Here is a 15,357-nt window from a genome sequence, read left to right on the forward strand (position 1 = left end):
ACGGTCGGCCGCGGCGCCACGGCCATATGGGTGGCCTCGGCGGTAATGATGTCCAACGGCAACTCGATATGCACCGGGCGCGGCCGCTCGCCCTCGAACACGGCGAAGGCGCGGGCCAGCACGCCGGGCAGCTCCTCGACGCTCATCAGGGTATGGCTGAAGGCGGTGACGCCGGCGGTCATGGCCCGCTGGTTGGGCAGCTCGTGCAGATAGCCCTTGCCCAGGCCGAGGCGCGCACGCTCGTTGACGCTGGAGATCACCAGCATGGGGATGGAATCGGCATAGGCCTGGCCCATGGCGGTGAGAATGTTGGTCATCCCCGGGCCGGTGATGATGAAGCACACGCCCGGCTTGCCGGATACGCGGGCATAGCCGTCGGCCATGAAGCCGGCGCCCTGTTCGTGGCGCGGAGTGATATGGCGGATGCCGCTGCCCGGTAGGCCGCGGTACAGCTCCACGGTGTGCACGCCGGGGATGCCGAACACGGTGTCGACACCCCAGGCTTCGAGTTGCTTGACGAGAAATTCGCCGCAGGTGGTCATGGTCAGATCCTGTGTAAAACGGAAGACCCTCACTCCCGATCCCTCTCCCGCAGGGAGAGGGGAGGGAATGGGTTAGCCGACTATCCAGTGCGCCATCAGCGCAATGATCGGCAGGGTGATCAGGGTACGGATGATGAAGATGGCGAACAGCTCCAGCAGGTTCAGCGGCAGCTTGGCCTTGATGATCAGCACGCCGACTTCGGACATGTAGATCAGCTGGGTCAGCGATACGCAGGCCACCACGAAGCGGGTCAGCTCGCTCTCGATGCCCTTGCCCAGTACCGCCGGCAGGAACATGTCGGCGAAACCCACCAGCATGGCCGGCGCCGCCTTGGCCGCTTCCGGCAGCTGCAGGGCTTCGAGCAGGGGCACGAAGGGGTAGGACAGCCAGTTGAAGATCGGGGTGAACTCGGCAATCGCCAGGGAAACGGTGCCGATGGCCATTACCAGCGGCAGCAGACCCAGCCAGATGTCGACCACGTTGTGCACGCCGATCTTCACCATCTGCGCCGGCGAGGGGTTGGCGTTGGCGCGTCTGACCGCCTGCAGCAGGCCCCAGCGCAGCAGCGAGGTGCCGGCCGGCACGTCTTCCTTGATCTGTTTGCCGACGCCGGCGACGTAGTCGTCCTTCTTCCACGACAGCGGCGGGATGCGCGGGGTGATGATGGCGGCGGCCAGGCCGGCGACCACCACGGTGAGGTAGAAGGGCACGAACAGGTGATCGAGCTTCATGAAGCTGGTGATCAGCAGGCTGAAGGCGATCGAGGCGATGGAGAAGTTGGTGGCGATCACCGCCGCTTCTCGGGCGCTGTAGAAGCCCTTCTGATACTGCTGGGCGGTGATCAGCACGCCGACGGTGCCGGAGCCGAGCCAGCTGGCGATGGCGTCGATGGCCGAGCGCCCGGGCAGGCCGAAAACCTTGCGAAAAACATTACGCACGATGGTGCCGATGAACTCCATCAGGCCGTAGTCGGTGAGCAGCGGCAGGATCAGGCCGGCGACCAGGAAGAAGGTGATCAGCACCGGCGCCAGGTCTTTCAGCACCACGCCGCCGGTGTTGGCGTTCCAGATCCATTCCGGGCCGAACTGCCAGAAGGTCATGGCGGCGAACAGCGCGCCGAGCACGCGCAGGCCCAGCCACAGCGGATGCAGCACGAACAGGTCATTCAGCGCACGCCGTTCGGTCAGCCACTTGGGCTTGAGCAGGCTGCCGAGCAGGCCGAGGGCGGCGGAGAACAGCAGCAGGGCGGTGGCGATGGCCGGCAGCTGATCGCTGACCGCGGCCTTGAGCGCGTCGGCCATCACGCCGAGGCCGATGGTGACCTTCTCCTCATAGACGATGGGGGTGAGAAACAGCAGCACGCCGAGCAGCGACGGGATCAGGAAGATCAGGAGCTGGCGCAAGCTGTAGGAGGTGTCGGCCGGCGGCTGGTCATCCAGCAGCGGCATGGTTTCTTCGCGATTCATCTGGGCACCCTGATTGTTGTTGTAAGGATGTACCGGGCGCCTCGCGGGGCACCCGGGCGGAGCAATAAAAGCCGGCGGTCAGCGGCGCTGAACCCCCGGAAGCACGCAGAGCATTTCGTAGAGCAGGTTGGCACCGAGCAGCGAGGTGTTGCCGGTGGTGTCGTAGGGTGGCGAGACCTCCACCAGGTCGCCGCCGATCAGGTCAAGGCCTTGGCAACCGCGGATGATCTCCATGGCCTGGATGGTGGTCAGCCCGCCGATCTCCGGCGTGCCGGTGCCGGGCGCCCAGGCCGGGTCGATGCCGTCGATGTCGAACGACAGGTATACCGGGCCGCCGCCGACCTTCTCGCGCACTTCGGCCATCAGCGGCGCCAGCGATTGGTGCCAGCACTCTTCGGCCTGCACCACGCGAAAGCCCTGCTTGCGGCTCCAGTTGAAGTCCTCGGCGGTGTAGCCCTGGGCGCGCAGGCCGATCTGTACCACGCGCTGGCTGTCGAGCAGGCCTTCTTCCTGGGCGCGGCGGAAGGTGGTGCCGTGGGCGATCTTCTCGCCGAACATATGATCGTTGACGTCGGCGTGGGCATCGACGTGCACCAGGCCGATCTTGCCGTACTTCTTGTGCAGGGCACGCAGGATCGGCAGGGTGATGGTGTGATCGCCACCCAGGGTCAGCGGCTTGATGCCGTACTCGACGATCTCGTCGTAGGCCTCTTCGATGATGCGCACGGCATCGAGCAGGTTGAAGGTGTTGATTGCCACGTCGCCGATGTCGGCCACGTTGAGGGAGTCGAAGGGGGCGGCGCCGGTGGCCATGTTGTACGGGCGGATCATCACCGACTGGGCGCGGATCTCGCGCGGGCCGAAGCGGGTGCCGGAGCGCAGCGAGGTGCCGATATCCAGCGGCACGCCGACGAAGGCGGCGTCGAGCTGGCGTTTTTCCTCGGGGCTCTGGATGTGGGGCAGGCGCATCATGGTGGCGATGCCGCCGAAGCGGGGCATTTCGTTGCCGCCCAGGGGCTGATGAAAAACCTTGTCCATGGGAAGGCCTCACGGTTGTTGTGGTTGTAGGAATCGTTGGTCCGGATTCTTGGCCAGGCACCTTCAGGGAAAAATCGGCAGGGGCAAAAACTTAGTTCAGAGATTTCTAAACTAATCGCCCGGCACTAGACTGTTCCACCTGCGCTCAGGCGCGTCGTTGACAGCTGCTAGGCTGAGTGCAACGGCGCATCGGCCATATGGTCTAGCGCGCTTGTTCTGGAACTGGCGGCGAGGAGGCCTGGATGCCATTAACCGCTTACCGCACCCATCGTTCCCGATTGCGACTGTGCGCCTCTCTTGCCGTGGGGATGCTGCCGGTTGTGCTCGGCCTGATGTTTCTGTACGCGCAGGCCGGAATCGTGTTGCGCGACATCAGCCGCACCAGCGCTGCCGACGCCGTGCGCCAGATCGATCTGATGCTCGACAATGCCAGCCAGGCTGCCGGCGAGGTATTGCCGCAGGTCGGCAGACCCTGCGCGGAGGTCGAGCTGGTGCTGCGCGAGCAGGTCGCCACCGTGCCCTTCGTGCGCTCGGTCAACCTGATGGATGGGGGGCGGCTGTACTGCTCATCGCTGTTCGGCGCGTTCGAGGAGCCGGTCGACTCTGCTGCCTTCGTAGCGGGCCGGCTGCGGCTGCTGGCGGGCAACCCGGTCACCCCGAATCATTCGTTGCTGGTGTATCGCGATGTCGTGGACGAGCGCGGCGCGCTGGTGGCGATCGACGGACGTTACCTGGCCAACGTGCTGCAGTCGGTGGATCGCGGCGCCTTCATGCAATTGCTGGTGGGGGAGCAGTGGATGCCGCGCAGCGGACTGGTGCGAGCGGGGCGCCTGCCCGAATACCCCTTGGCTCGGGTCGCGCTGAGTTCGACGCGCTATCCCTATCAGGTGCGTGCGGCGTTTCCCGGGGGCGCGCGGCTGCGCTACATGGGCGAGCAATATCCGGTGCTGTTTGTGCTGCTGGGGCTGCTCGGGGCACTGGCCGGCGTGGGCAGCCACTGGCTGCTGGCGCGCTCCAGCTCCCCCAGCCTCGAGTTGCGTCGTGCGCTGCAGGCCGGAGAATTCATTCCCTATTTCCAGCCGCTGGTGCGCAGCGGTACGCAGCAGTGGATAGGCGCCGAGGTGCTGATGCGCTGGCTGCACCCGCGCGAGGGGCTGGTGCGCCCGGATCTGTTCATTCCCTTGGCGGAAAGCTCCGGCCTGATCGTGCCGATGACCCGGGAACTGATGCGGGAGACGGCGGAGCTGCTGGCGCCGGTGGCGGATCGACTTGGCGGCGGGTTTCATGTCGGCATCAACATCGCAGCCGCCCATTGCCGCAGCCGCGAGCTGGTGGATGACTGCCGCAACTTTCTCCAAGCCTTCGAACCGGGGCAGGTGGTGCTGAGCCTAGAGCTTACCGAGCGCGAACTGCTGGAGCCGGATGCCTTCACCGATCAGCTGTTCGCCGACCTGCACGAGATGGGCGTGAAGATCGCACTGGACGACTTCGGCACCGGCCATTCCAGCCTGAGTTACCTGCACAAGCTCAAGGTGGACTACCTGAAGATCGATCAGAGTTTCGTCGCCATGATCGGCAAGGATGCCCTGTCGCTGCACATTCTCGACAGCGTGATCGACCTGTGCGCCAAGCTGCAGCTGGAGGTGATCGCCGAAGGTGTGGAGGACGAGCTGCAGCTGCGCTACCTGGGCAATCGCCGCGTGGACTATCTGCAGGGCTACCTGTTCGGTCGGCCCTTGCCGGCGGCGGAATTCCTCGCCTGCGCGCTGGACGAGCCGGCTGCTTCCGTGCAGCTGCCAGGGTAGACTGCTGGCATGACGCCTCCTACCTCGCTACCCGATCTCAAGCTGCTGCGCATCTTCGCCTGCGTGGTGCGCCACCAGGGCTTTGCCGCCGCGCAGCAGGAACTGAACCTGTCCACCTCGGCCATCAGCACCTACATGAGTCAGCTGGAGACCCAGCTCGGCATCGTGCTGTGTCACCGTGGGCGAGGCGGCTTCAGCCTGACCAGCAAGGGCGAGCTGTTTCATCAGGAAACCCTGCGCCTGCTCGGCGAACTGGAAGGTTTCGAGCGCTACTCCGCCGCGCTCAAGGGCGAGTTGCGCGGCACCCTCAATCTCGGTGTGCTGGATTCCACGGTGAGCGATACGGCGCTGCCCCTGGCCGAGGTGATCGGCGCCTACAGCCAGGAGCACCCGGGGGTGCATTTGCACCTGTCGGTGATGAGCCCGTACGAGCTGCAGCTGGCGGTGCTGGACAACCGCCTGGATCTGGCCATCGGCGCGTTCTCCACGCGAATGAACGGCCTGGTCTACCAGCCGCTGTACCGCGAACAGCACTGGCTGTACTGCAGCGAGCGGCATTCGCTGTTCGAGCAGCGGCGCATTCCAGCCGAGGTGATCACCCAGCAGCGCATGGTCGGCCGCGGCTACTGGAGCCAGGCCGAACTGGCGCGGCACGGCTTCAAGCACAGCGCAGCGACGGTAGAGTCGATGGAAGCGCAGCTGATTCTGGTGCTGTCCGGCGCCTATATCGGCTACCTGCCGGAGCACTACGCCCAGCCCTGGGTGGAGCAGAAGCGGCTCAAGGTGCTGTTGCCCACCACCTTCGGCTACCAGGCGCCGTTCTCCCTGATCCTGCGTCGTGGTCGCTCACGCGAGCCGTTGATCCAGACCTTCCGCGATCTTTTGAAAAACCAGCTCAATCAGATCTGATTCCAGGTCGCCTATCTATTCGTCGAAAGGCGTAGCTGCGCCGCCTGGCGCCATGATTGCCCTGTGCTAGTACTTATTCATACGACTGCCTCACCCATACATTCGACAGGGATGCCTCGATGCGCCAGAACCTGCCAGTGACTCAACGCGAAAGAACCTTTGCCGCCGATGAGCGCCTGATCTCCACCACCGACCTCAACAGCAAGATCACCTATTGCAACGACGCCTTCGTCGCGATCAGCGGTTTCACCCGTGAAGAGCTGATCGGCCAGCCACACAACATCGTGCGCCACCCGGACATGCCGCCGAGCGTGTTCGGCCATATGTGGGACACCATCAAGCAGGGAAAGCCCTGGATGGGCATCGTCAAGAACCGCTCGAAGAACGGTGACTTCTACTGGGTTAGTGCCTATGTCACGCCGGTGTACGAAGACGGCCGCATGGTCGGTTACGAGTCGGTGCGTTCGCTGCCAAGCGAAGCGCAGAAGCGCCGTGCGGAGCGGCTCTACGCTCGCCTGCGCGAGGGCAAGCCTGCCGTGCCACATCTGCAGAAGTGGACCTACAGCCTGGTGCGTTCGTGGCCGCTGATTCTCGCCGCAGCCCTGATCCTGGGGCTGGAGTCGGTGCTCGACGGGGGCTGGCTGGCCGCCGTCACCTTCGCCATCATGCTCGCGCTCGGGGTCTATCAGTTGTACCGCACCCGTGCCCTGATCCTGCGGACGTTGGACGAGCATCCCAAAGCCTTTACCAGCGAACTGGTGGCGCTGACCTACAGCGACAACCGAGGCGCCCAGGCGTTGCTGGACATGGCCATGATCAGCGAGGAGGCGCGCCTGCAGACGGCGTTGACGCGCCTGGAAGATGCGGGAGAGAACGTCAAGAAACGTGCCTCGCAGTCGGCCGACCTGTCGCGCTCCGGTGCTGAGCTGCTCGATCAGCAGCGTGCCGAGACGGATCAGTCGGCCACTGCCATCAACGAAATGGCCGCCACCATTCAGGAGGTGACGCACAACGTGCAGAACACCTCGCACGCCGCCGAAGAGGCCGACCGGCTGGCCAGGGGCGGGCGCGATCTCGCCGTGGGCAGTCTGGATTCCATGCGCCAGATGGCCAAGGCGGTCACCGACATCGGTCAGGCGGTCAACGAGCTGGCCAATTCCACTCAGTCCATCGGCAGCGTCGCCGATGTGATCACGGCGATTGCCGAACAGACCAACCTGCTAGCACTCAATGCCGCCATCGAGGCCGCGCGGGCGGGTGAGCAGGGCAGAGGGTTTGCCGTGGTGGCCGACGAGGTACGCTCGCTGGCCTCGCGCACCCGTCAGTCCACCGAGCAGATCCACCAGATCATCGCCGACCTGCGCGCTGGGGCCGAACGCGCAGTGGTCACCGCGAGCAAGGGCGAAGAGATTTCCCGTGGCAGCGTGCAGAGCGTGGAGTCGGTCCGCGATGCACTGGAGGGTATCAGCTCGGCGGTGACGCGCATCTCCGGCATGAGCCAGCAGATGGCAGCCGCTGTCGAGCAGCAGAGCCACGTGGCGGAGGACATCAGCCGGCAGATCACCCGCATCGCCCAGCTGTCCGACCACAGTGCCGGCCAGGCGCATCAGGGCGCGGCGATCAGCCGTGAGCTGGAGCAGATGGCCGACTACCTGCACAGCCTGGCGGAGCGTTTCAACCGCTGATGCGGCGGAAGGCGGAGGGTGATCGGCGGCAAACCGCAAAGCGCGTCTCATCAGGGCGCGCATGCTGGAGTCGATACGTTGTAGAGCTTGTGCAGCGCTGAGCACCGTCGAGCCATGGTCCCGGATTGCATCCGGGCTGCGCGCCTGTGCTGCCTGGCGCCGCGCTTCGTGGCACACTGCGCGGCATGCCTCGACCATCCTGCCCCCGCTGCCAGCGCCCACTGCGCCATTGCCTGTGCGCACTGATTCCAGACCTCGACAGCCGTACCCGTGTGCTCATCCTGCAGCATCCGAGCGAGGTCGGACATGCCCTCAATACCGCTCGCCTGGCTGCGCTGGGGTTGCGTAACGCCGAGCTGCGCGTGGGCGAAGTGTTCGATGATCTGCCGCAGTTGCTGGCGCAGCCCGGTTATCGCGCCTGCCTGCTGTTTCCAGGGGAAGATGCCGTGGCGCTGACTGGCTATGCGCCCGAGGAGCAACCGCTGCTGCTGGTCGTGCCCGACGGCACCTGGCGCAAGGCGCGCAAGCTGCTGCATCTCAATCCGTTACTGGCGGCGTTGCCGCGCGTGAGCCTGGGAGCCGTGGCCCCATCGCGCTACCGCCTGCGCAAGGCGCCGGAAGAGGGGGCGCTCTCGACCATCGAGGCGATCGTTGCCGCGCTGGATGCGTTGGAGGCGCCGCAGGGTTTTGATGCGTTGCTCAGGCCATTCGATGCGCTGATCGAAGGTCAGATCGCGGCGATGGGAGAAGAGGTCTTCATCCGCAATCATCAGCGCTAAAGAGGTGCGCACGGCGCACCCTACGCGCGTAGCCGAAGGCATGTAGGGTGCGCCGCGCGCACCAGCTTTGGTGAATGCCACGGCTCGGGCTAGGTGCGCAGGGCGCATCCGGCGATGTCGCGTAGCCCGGATGCAATCCGGGGAGGCTGACCATCAATCCCGGATTTCATCCGGGCTACGCAGCGTGCACGGCCGATAATCAACGCTCGCGCATGGCCTCCGAGCGTGCCTTGAGCACCGGCTTGAGCAGGTAGGCCAGCACGCTCTTCTCGCCGGTGATGATGTCCACGGTGGCGACCATGCCGGGGATGATCAGCAGCGGGTTCTCCTCGCTGCCGAGATGGCTTTTATCGGTTCGCACCTGGATCAGATAGAAGCTGTTGCCTTCCTCGTCGGTGATCGTGTCGGCGCTGATCAGCTCCAGATTGGCCTTGAGGCCGCCGTAGATGGTGTAGTCGTAGGCGGTGAATTTGACCATCGCCTTCTGCCCCGGGTGGAGGAAGGCCACGTCCTGCGGGCGCACCTTGGCTTCGATCAGCAGACTGTCGTCCAGCGGCACGATTTCCAGCATGTCGCTGCCGGGCTGCACCACGCCGCCGATGGTGTTGACCTTGAGCTGCTTGATCACGCCGCGTACCGGCGAAGTCACGGTGGTCCGGGTGACCTTGTCCTGAATGGCGACGCTGGTGGCGGTGATCTTCTGCAGTTCGGTGCGCACCTCGTTGAGCTCCTTGAAGGCTTCGGCGCGGAACGCCAGTTCGGATTCCTCCATCTTGCTCTTGATCTCGCTCATCGCCGCTTCGGCGCGCGGGATGGCCAGGTTGGTGGCCTCCAGCGAGCCGCGCACTTCCACCACGCTGCGGCGCAGGCGCAGCACCTCGACCTCGGAAATCGCCCCCGAGGCCACCAGCGGCTGCGACATGTTCAGTTCCTGTTGCAGCAGGCCGAGGCTGGAGCGGTATTGCTGGGCCTTGGAGCGAAATTCGGCGAGCTCCTGCTCCTTCTGCCGCAGCTGCTCGCCCAGGGTACGTTGCTCGCTGCGCAGACGTTGCTGACGCGAGCGGTACAGGGCCAACTGGTCCTCGGCCAGTTGCGGGGCGTCGCGGGTGATCTCTTCGGGCAGTTGTGGCGCCCGCCCTTCGGCTTCGGCACCGAGGCGTTCGAGGCGGGCGATCAGCGCCAGTCGGTCGGCTTCGGTTTCACCGCGATTGGAGAGAAAGCGCGTGTCGTCCAGTCTCAGCAGGGTGTCGCCTTTGTCCACCACCTGACCTTCGCGCACGAATATCTCGCTGACGATACCGCCCTCCAGGTTCTGGATCACCTGCACCTTGCTCGACGGGATGGCCTTGCCCTCGCCGGTGGTGACCTCTTCCAGCACCGCGAAGTGCGCCCACACCAGCGCGGCGAGCAGGCAGGCACTGACGACCCAGACGGTGGCGCGGCTCAGCCAGGGAGAGTCCTCCAGAATGGCGCCTTCCACTTCCGGCATGAATTCGGTGTCCTGGCGCTTTTCGCGCAGGCTGCCGAAGTAGTTGCCGAGGCTCTGGGTCGCTTGCATCGCTCGTCGCTCCTACAGGCTGGCCGGGCCGACACGGCCCTTGCGCAAGGCTTCGATCACCGCTTCCTTCGGTCCGTCCGCCACCACCTGGCCGTTGTCCAGCACGGCCAGGCGATCCACCAGGCTGAGCATGGAGGCGCGGTGGGTGATGAGGATCAGCGTCTTGCCCTGCACCCACTTGTGCAGGCGCTGGCGCAGCAGGTCCTCGCTGGTGTTGTCCATGGCGCTGGTGGGCTCGTCGAGCACCAGGATTGGCGGGTCGAGCAGCAGCGCGCGGGCCAGCAGCACGGCCTGACGCTGGCCGCCGGAGAGCAGCTGGCCGCGTTCACCCACCGGTCGGTCGAAACCTTGTGGGTGCTGGCGCGCCAGATCGACCACACCCGTCAGCTCGGCCACCTCCAGCATGCGTGCGTCGCTGACGTAACGGGCACCGAGAGTCAGGTTGTCGCGCAGGCTGCCGGCCAGCAGCGGCAGATCATGGGCGACATAACCGATCTGGTGGCGCAGGTCGGCCACGTCCAGTTGGCGCAGGTCCAGATTGTCCAGGAGAATCTGCCCCTCGTCGGCGCTGTAGAAGGCCATCAGCAACCGGGCCAGGGTGCTCTTGCCCGAGCCGCTGCGGCCGATGATGCCGAGGCGTTCACCAGCCGCCAGACGCAGGCTGACGTTGTTCAGTGCCGGTGCATTCTGTCCGGGGTAGGTGAAGCTGACCTGGCGAATCTCCAGGCTGCCCTTGAGCTGGGTGCGATCCAGCGGCCGCTGCTTGTCCTGGCGCTCCTGGGGCAGCGCCATCAGCGCATCGGTGCTGGTCATGGTCAGGCGCGCCTGCTGATAGCGGGTGATCAACCCGGCGATCTGCCCCAGCGGGGCGAGGATGCGGCTGCCGAGCATGTAGCAGGCCACCAGCGCGCCGACGCTGAGGTTGCCGGCGATGATCGCGTAAACCCCGGCGACAATGGTGGCCATGCCGGCGAATTGCTGCAGGAACAGGGTGCCGTTGGTGGCCAGCGAGGCGAGGAACTTTGCATGGCTGTCCAGGCGGGTGAGGGCGCCATGGGTCTGTTCCCACTGGTGCTGGCGCTCGCTTTCGGCGCCGCAGGCCTTGAGCGTTTCCAGGCCGCCGAGGGTTTCGATCAGTAGGGCCTGGCGCTGTGCGCCGAGCTGCAGGCTCTTCTGCACCGTGTCACGCAGGCGCACCTGGATGATGAAGGCGAACAGCGCGGTGATCGGGAATGCCAGCAGCGGAATGGCCACCAGCGGCCCGCCGATCAGCCAGATCACCAGCAGCATCAGCAGTGAGAAGGGCAGGTCGATCAGGCTGGTCAGGGTTACTGCGGTGAGAAAATCGCGCAGCCCCTGGAAGTCATGGATGCTCTGCGCGAAGCCGCCCACGGTGGCCGGCCGCGCCTTCATCGACATGCCGGTGATGCGCTCGAACAGGGTGGCCGAGAGCACCACGTCGGTCTTCTTGCCGGCGGTGTCGAGCAGGTGCGCGCGCAGGATCTTCAGCAGCAGCTCGAAGCCGGTACCGATCAGCAGACCGATGGCCAGCACCCAGAGCGTGGCGGTGGCCTGGTTGGGCACCACGCGGTCGTAGGTCTGCATCACGAACAGCGGCACCATCAGCCCCAGCAGGTTGATCAGCAGGCTGGCCAGTACGGCATCGGTATAGAGCCAGCGCGACAGCTTGAGTGTGTCGCGGAACCAGGCCTCGATGCGCGGAACCAGGGGTGTGCGCGCCTCTTCCAGCTCATGCCGCGGGCGGGCGAAGAAAGCCCTGCCGCTGTATTCGGCTGCCAGTTGTTCAAGGCTGACCCACTGCTCGCCGCCCTCCGTTTCGCAGGGCAGGATCTGCGCCTGTTGCTTTGCGCCCCATTGCCGCAGCACGGCGCTACGACCGTCCTTGAGCAGCAGCAGCACCGGCAGGTTCAGAGGGGATATGCTGGCGAGATCGCGCTGCAGCAGACGGCCTTGCAGCCCGGCCCGTGCCGCGGCACGCGCCAGCAGGTCGGGAGTCAGGCGTTGCTCAGGCATGGGCAGGCCGGCACTGAGGCTGCCACGGCTGGCCGAGCAGCCGTGCAGGCGACAGAGAATCAACAGACCATCGAGCAGCGGGTCATCATGGCTGAGCCGCGGGTCGCTGGCGGGCATCGGCCGTTCCATGGTGGTCAATTTCTACTACTCCTCGAGCCGGTACTACTTCATATCCGGCAAGCGCGCCTCGCTCTTCACGTCGGTGAGGGCTACGGCTTGTGCCGGGACTACGACCTGTTGCTGACGCAGCAGATCACCCATTGCCGCAATCACCCGATACATCGAGAACTCCTCGCTGAAGCGAACCTCGGTGTAGCGGCGGTTGGCGGTGAACAGTTCGTTTTCGCTGTCGAGCAGATCGAGCAGGGTGCGCTGGCCCAGGCTGAACTGCTGCTGGTAGGCCTCGCGCACGCGCGCGGTGTAATCCGCGTAGTCACGTGCCTTGGGGGTTTGCAGGCGGGCGTTTTCCATGGCGTTCCAGGCCAGCGAGAGGTTCTCGTTGAGTACCCGCAGCGCGTTGTTGCGAATGTCCATGGACTCGTTGATCTGATGCGCGGCCGATTGCAGGCGGGCCTTGTCGCGCATGCCGTTGAACAGGTTGTAGTTCATCACCACGGCGGCCCGCCAGGTGTTGTAGTGGCCTTCGTCGCCCTGCACGTTGTCGTCAGCGGTGGTGGCAAGCTCCAGGTCGAAGCGCGGATAGAAGGGCGACTTGGCCACTTCATACTGTTTCTCGGCGGCATGCACGTCGGCCTGTGCCGACTTCAGGAAGGGATTGTTGTCCATCACGGTTTGCCGGGCCGCCATCAGATCGGCCGGCATGTTGCCTCTGATCGAGGCGGGCGATTCGAGCTGGTCGGGCAGGCGGCCGACAGCGCTGAAGAAGTTGGCTTCGGCATCGGCCAGGTTGACCTGTTCGGTGTAGAGGTTGTTCTGCGCCAGTGCCAGACGCGCTTCGGACTGGTCGAGATCGGCGGTGCTACCCACGCCCTGACGGCTGCGCAAGCCGATCTGATCGTTGATGCGCTGGTGCGCCTGCAGATTGTTACGCGCCAGGTCGACCATCTCGCGGCGCATCAATACGTCCAGATACACCTCGACCGTACGCAATGCCAGGCTCTCGGAGGTGCCGAGCAGGCGATAGGCGCGCGAGTTGACCACCGCCTGGGTACGTGCCACTTCGTTGGGCGTGTTGAAACCGTCGAACAGCATCTGCCGCAGACGCAGTTCGGCATCGCGATAGGTCAGGGTTTCCTTGTTGTGGTCGCCCAGAGCCCGCGTGCTGGGGCTGTCGGTGCGTTCTCGGCCATAGCCCACCAGCAGGTCGACGGTCGGCAGATAGCCACCCTTGGCGAATATCACGTCTTCATCCGATGAGAGACGGCTGTTGGCTGCGGCATGGATCTCGGGATGGTTGTCCAGCGTGCTCTGGATAGCCTCCGACAGGTTCATGGCCTGCACTTGACTGCAGACAGTCGCCAAAAACATGGCGCTCCATAGCGGGGTTAAGGTGCGCATTGGCGTTTCTCCTTACTGAAGTTCTTATCCTGTCGCCAAAAAAATGGCTTTTTTCCCTGTCAAACCGTTTCAGGCTTGTAACATCACAGCTAAGAACAACTTTTGGAGAAGCTAAGAAGATTTTTTCACAACCTATATTCAGAAAAAATCTTATGAACTCTGCGAAAAGCAGCACATTGTTTGAGCCTATGAGCGGTTCAGCTCCTCATTTTCTATGGGTTGCATCGCTGAAATGGGCAGTCAGGCATCAAAAGGCGGGGATTCATCTGATGGAGTAGTTCGACGCAGGTTGTAGTGACATTTTTTTGTCATTAGCGTTTTTTGGATTTTGCGCCGTTCCATTTCGATCAGTTGTCTTGGTTCTTCCTCCCGTTGCGAAAAAGGTGTTCTGACCCTTTTGCTAGGTACGTGTCGGCGGTGGTCGGCAGCTGTAGTGAGGATGGAATCATGGCTACTCTCATTGGTGTCGTCAGTCAGGTTGTCGGCGAGGTGTTCGCGGTAGCGAGCGATGGATCGCGCCGGCCGATCAGCGAAGGGGATCGGGTTTACGCGGGCGAGCAACTTGTAACCGGTGCCTCGGGCGCCGTGGCCGTTACCATGACCAACGGCCAGCAACTGACCCTTGGGCGCGACAGCAGCATGACGCTCGACGCCCAGATGCTCGCCTACCGCGGTGAGTCGCAAGCCCCGGTCGCCGAAGCTCCTCCTGCCGCTCCCAGCGATGCTGACCTTACCGACGTCGAACGCCTGCAGGCGGCCATTGAAGCGGGTGTCGACCCGACGCTGGAGGGCGAGGCCACCGCTGCCGGCCCGGGCGCTGGCGGCGGAGCGGGCGGCGCCGGAGGCGGACATTCCTTCGTCTTGCTCGATGAGGTCGGGGGAGCACTGGACCCGGTGATCGGTTTTCCCACGGCGGGCCTGCCGGGTGGGCCGGAGTTTCCGGAGGGGGAACCCATTGTCACTCCCGATCCGGTACCGCCGGCCATCATTGGCTTTCCGAGCGCGGGCCAGAGCAGTAACGCCGTGGACGAGGATGGTCTTCCTGGGGGTATCGCAGGAGGGCCTAACGATCTAGCAGGTGAGGACACGGTTGTTACCGGGTCTCTAGGCTACAGCTTCGGTCCTAACGGAATCGGAAGCTTCGCGTGGAGCACCGACGGCCTTTCGGCCTTGGGTATCACGTCTCAGGGTGTACCGCTCGTATATAGCGTCAGTGCCGACGGCTTGACCCTCAGTGCCTTTGCCGGGGACGTTCTGGTATTCACCCTGCAGCTTACGGATCTTTCCACCGGTACCTACCAGTTCAGCATTTTTGCACCTCTCGATCACCCGGCGCCTTTGCCTGGCGGCAGCGACGAGAACGATCTGTTCTTTCTTTTCAACTACGTCATCACCGATGGTATCGGCAACTCGGCTACCGGCAGTCTGACGCTAGGTGTCAATGACGATACGCCCGAGCTGGCAGGCGTGCCTGGTGCTCGGCCAGTGGTTGAAGGTCTGGTTCACGAAGATGCCTTGAGCAATGGCAACCCCGAAGGAGCGCAGCAGACCGTAACCGTGTCTGGCGGGGCAGGCACGCTGGACGCTCTAGTCAATTTCGGCGCCGACGGACGCGGTAGCTTTTCCCTCGACGGCAGTGCCGCGGCACTGGAATCCCTCACCAATCAGGGATTGTCATCTGGCGGGGTTCCGCTGACCTATGCGGTTTCTGCAGATGGCTCCACGCTTACGGCTTCCGCTGGCGGTAATGTGATCTTCACGCTGGTCGTCAACTCGGACGGTAGCTTCCTGTTCACGCTTCAGGGCCCGTTGGATCATCCAAGGGCTGATGGGGATGACAGCGAAACACTTGGCGATTCCAGTCTCAGGCTAGATTTCTCCGGTCTACTGATTGCAACCGATGGCGATGGTGACGCGGTAGTTGGCGGCTTTGCTGCTGGCAGCTTCGTGATCGATGTGGAAGATGATGTCCCGGTGCAGGCCGGCGAGAACGGCGAAGGCCCGCGTGTCGTCGGGTTGGTA

At 64.2% G+C, this 15,357-nt stretch carries 11 protein-coding genes; 5 read left to right on the top strand and 6 right to left on the bottom strand.

The window, feature by feature from the left end:
* From N7333_RS21465 to speB, 3 genes are all read right to left on the bottom strand, one after another.
* The coding region (locus tag N7333_RS21465; RefSeq protein ID WP_279859363.1) for a thiamine pyrophosphate-binding protein at positions 1 to 542 on the bottom strand (542 nt) is incomplete at its 3' end.
* A 72-nt stretch (positions 543 to 614) separates the two neighbouring features.
* Positions 615 to 2,009, bottom strand: coding sequence for a YjiH family protein (locus N7333_RS21470; RefSeq protein ID WP_096826781.1), 1,395 nt, complete (start codon positions 2,007 to 2,009; stop codon positions 615 to 617).
* Positions 2,010 to 2,087: 78 nt separating this feature from the next.
* Entirely contained in the window at positions 2,088 to 3,047 is a 960-nt protein-coding gene (gene speB, locus N7333_RS21475; RefSeq protein ID WP_003244625.1) for an agmatinase, read from the bottom strand.
* 242 nt (positions 3,048 to 3,289) lie between these two features.
* On the opposite strand from speB, the gene N7333_RS21480 reads away from it, so the two are divergent.
* The 4 genes from N7333_RS21480 (at position 3,290) to N7333_RS21495 (ending at position 8,225) form a co-directional block, all read left to right on the top strand.
* The gene (locus N7333_RS21480) at positions 3,290 to 4,852 is read left to right on the top strand and encodes a cyclic diguanylate phosphodiesterase (RefSeq protein ID WP_279859364.1); all 1,563 of its coding nucleotides are present in this window, start codon (positions 3,290 to 3,292) and stop codon (positions 4,850 to 4,852) included.
* Between the two features lie 9 nt (positions 4,853 to 4,861).
* The gene (locus N7333_RS21485; protein ID WP_003244627.1) at positions 4,862 to 5,761 is read left to right on the top strand and encodes a LysR family transcriptional regulator; all 900 of its coding nucleotides are present in this window, start codon (positions 4,862 to 4,864) and stop codon (positions 5,759 to 5,761) included.
* 119 nt (positions 5,762 to 5,880) lie between these two features.
* On the top strand, positions 5,881 to 7,446 hold the full coding sequence (locus N7333_RS21490) for a PAS domain-containing methyl-accepting chemotaxis protein (RefSeq protein ID WP_012018292.1): 1,566 nt from the start codon (positions 5,881 to 5,883) through the stop codon (positions 7,444 to 7,446).
* Between the two features lie 185 nt (positions 7,447 to 7,631).
* Entirely contained in the window at positions 7,632 to 8,225 is a 594-nt protein-coding gene (locus tag N7333_RS21495; RefSeq protein ID WP_012018293.1) for a DTW domain-containing protein, read from the top strand.
* Positions 8,226 to 8,424: 199 nt separating this feature from the next.
* Here N7333_RS21495 and N7333_RS21500 read toward each other — a convergent pair whose 3' ends face one another.
* From N7333_RS21500 to N7333_RS21510, 3 genes are read right to left on the bottom strand one after another with little or no spacing between them, the layout of a single operon-like run.
* On the bottom strand, positions 8,425 to 9,783 hold the full coding sequence (locus tag N7333_RS21500; RefSeq protein ID WP_003244629.1) for an HlyD family type I secretion periplasmic adaptor subunit: 1,359 nt from the start codon (positions 9,781 to 9,783) through the stop codon (positions 8,425 to 8,427).
* A gap of 12 nt (positions 9,784 to 9,795) precedes the next feature.
* Positions 9,796 to 11,934 carry a type I secretion system permease/ATPase gene (locus N7333_RS21505; RefSeq protein ID WP_232460444.1) on the bottom strand — a complete coding sequence of 713 codons (2,139 nt, stop codon included), beginning with the start codon at positions 11,932 to 11,934 and terminating at the stop codon, positions 9,796 to 9,798.
* Between the two features lie 45 nt (positions 11,935 to 11,979).
* Positions 11,980 to 13,335, bottom strand: a complete 1,356-nt coding sequence (locus N7333_RS21510; RefSeq protein WP_279859365.1) for a TolC family outer membrane protein — start codon at positions 13,333 to 13,335, stop codon at positions 11,980 to 11,982.
* A 447-nt stretch (positions 13,336 to 13,782) separates the two neighbouring features.
* On the opposite strand from N7333_RS21510, the gene N7333_RS21515 reads away from it, so the two are divergent.
* A partial coding sequence (locus N7333_RS21515; protein ID WP_279859366.1) for a retention module-containing protein occupies positions 13,783 to 15,357 on the top strand: 1,575 nt, incomplete at its 3' end.

Source organism: Pseudomonas sp. GD04158, assembly GCF_029834875.1.
In the GTDB taxonomy this organism is placed as follows: Bacteria; Pseudomonadota; Gammaproteobacteria; order Pseudomonadales; family Pseudomonadaceae; genus Aquipseudomonas; species Aquipseudomonas hydrolytica.

Bases quoted from the DNA above. Each gene is read 5' to 3' on its own strand.
- N7333_RS21470 (WP_096826781.1), bottom strand. From the start codon at position 2,009: ATGAATCGCGAAGAAACCATGCCGCTGCTGGATGACCAGCCGCCGGCC.
- speB (WP_003244625.1), bottom strand. From the start codon at position 3,047: ATGGACAAGGTTTTTCATCAGCCCCTGGGCGGCAACGAAATGCCCCGC.
- N7333_RS21480 (WP_279859364.1), top strand. From the start codon at position 3,290: ATGCCATTAACCGCTTACCGCACCCATCGTTCCCGATTGCGACTGTGC.
- N7333_RS21485 (WP_003244627.1), top strand. From the start codon at position 4,862: ATGACGCCTCCTACCTCGCTACCCGATCTCAAGCTGCTGCGCATCTTC.
- N7333_RS21490 (WP_012018292.1), top strand. From the start codon at position 5,881: ATGCGCCAGAACCTGCCAGTGACTCAACGCGAAAGAACCTTTGCCGCC.
- N7333_RS21495 (WP_012018293.1), top strand. From the start codon at position 7,632: ATGCCTCGACCATCCTGCCCCCGCTGCCAGCGCCCACTGCGCCATTGC.
- N7333_RS21500 (WP_003244629.1), bottom strand. From the start codon at position 9,783: ATGCAAGCGACCCAGAGCCTCGGCAACTACTTCGGCAGCCTGCGCGAA.
- N7333_RS21505 (WP_232460444.1), bottom strand. From the start codon at position 11,934: ATGCCCGCCAGCGACCCGCGGCTCAGCCATGATGACCCGCTGCTCGAT.
- N7333_RS21510 (WP_279859365.1), bottom strand. From the start codon at position 13,335: ATGCGCACCTTAACCCCGCTATGGAGCGCCATGTTTTTGGCGACTGTC.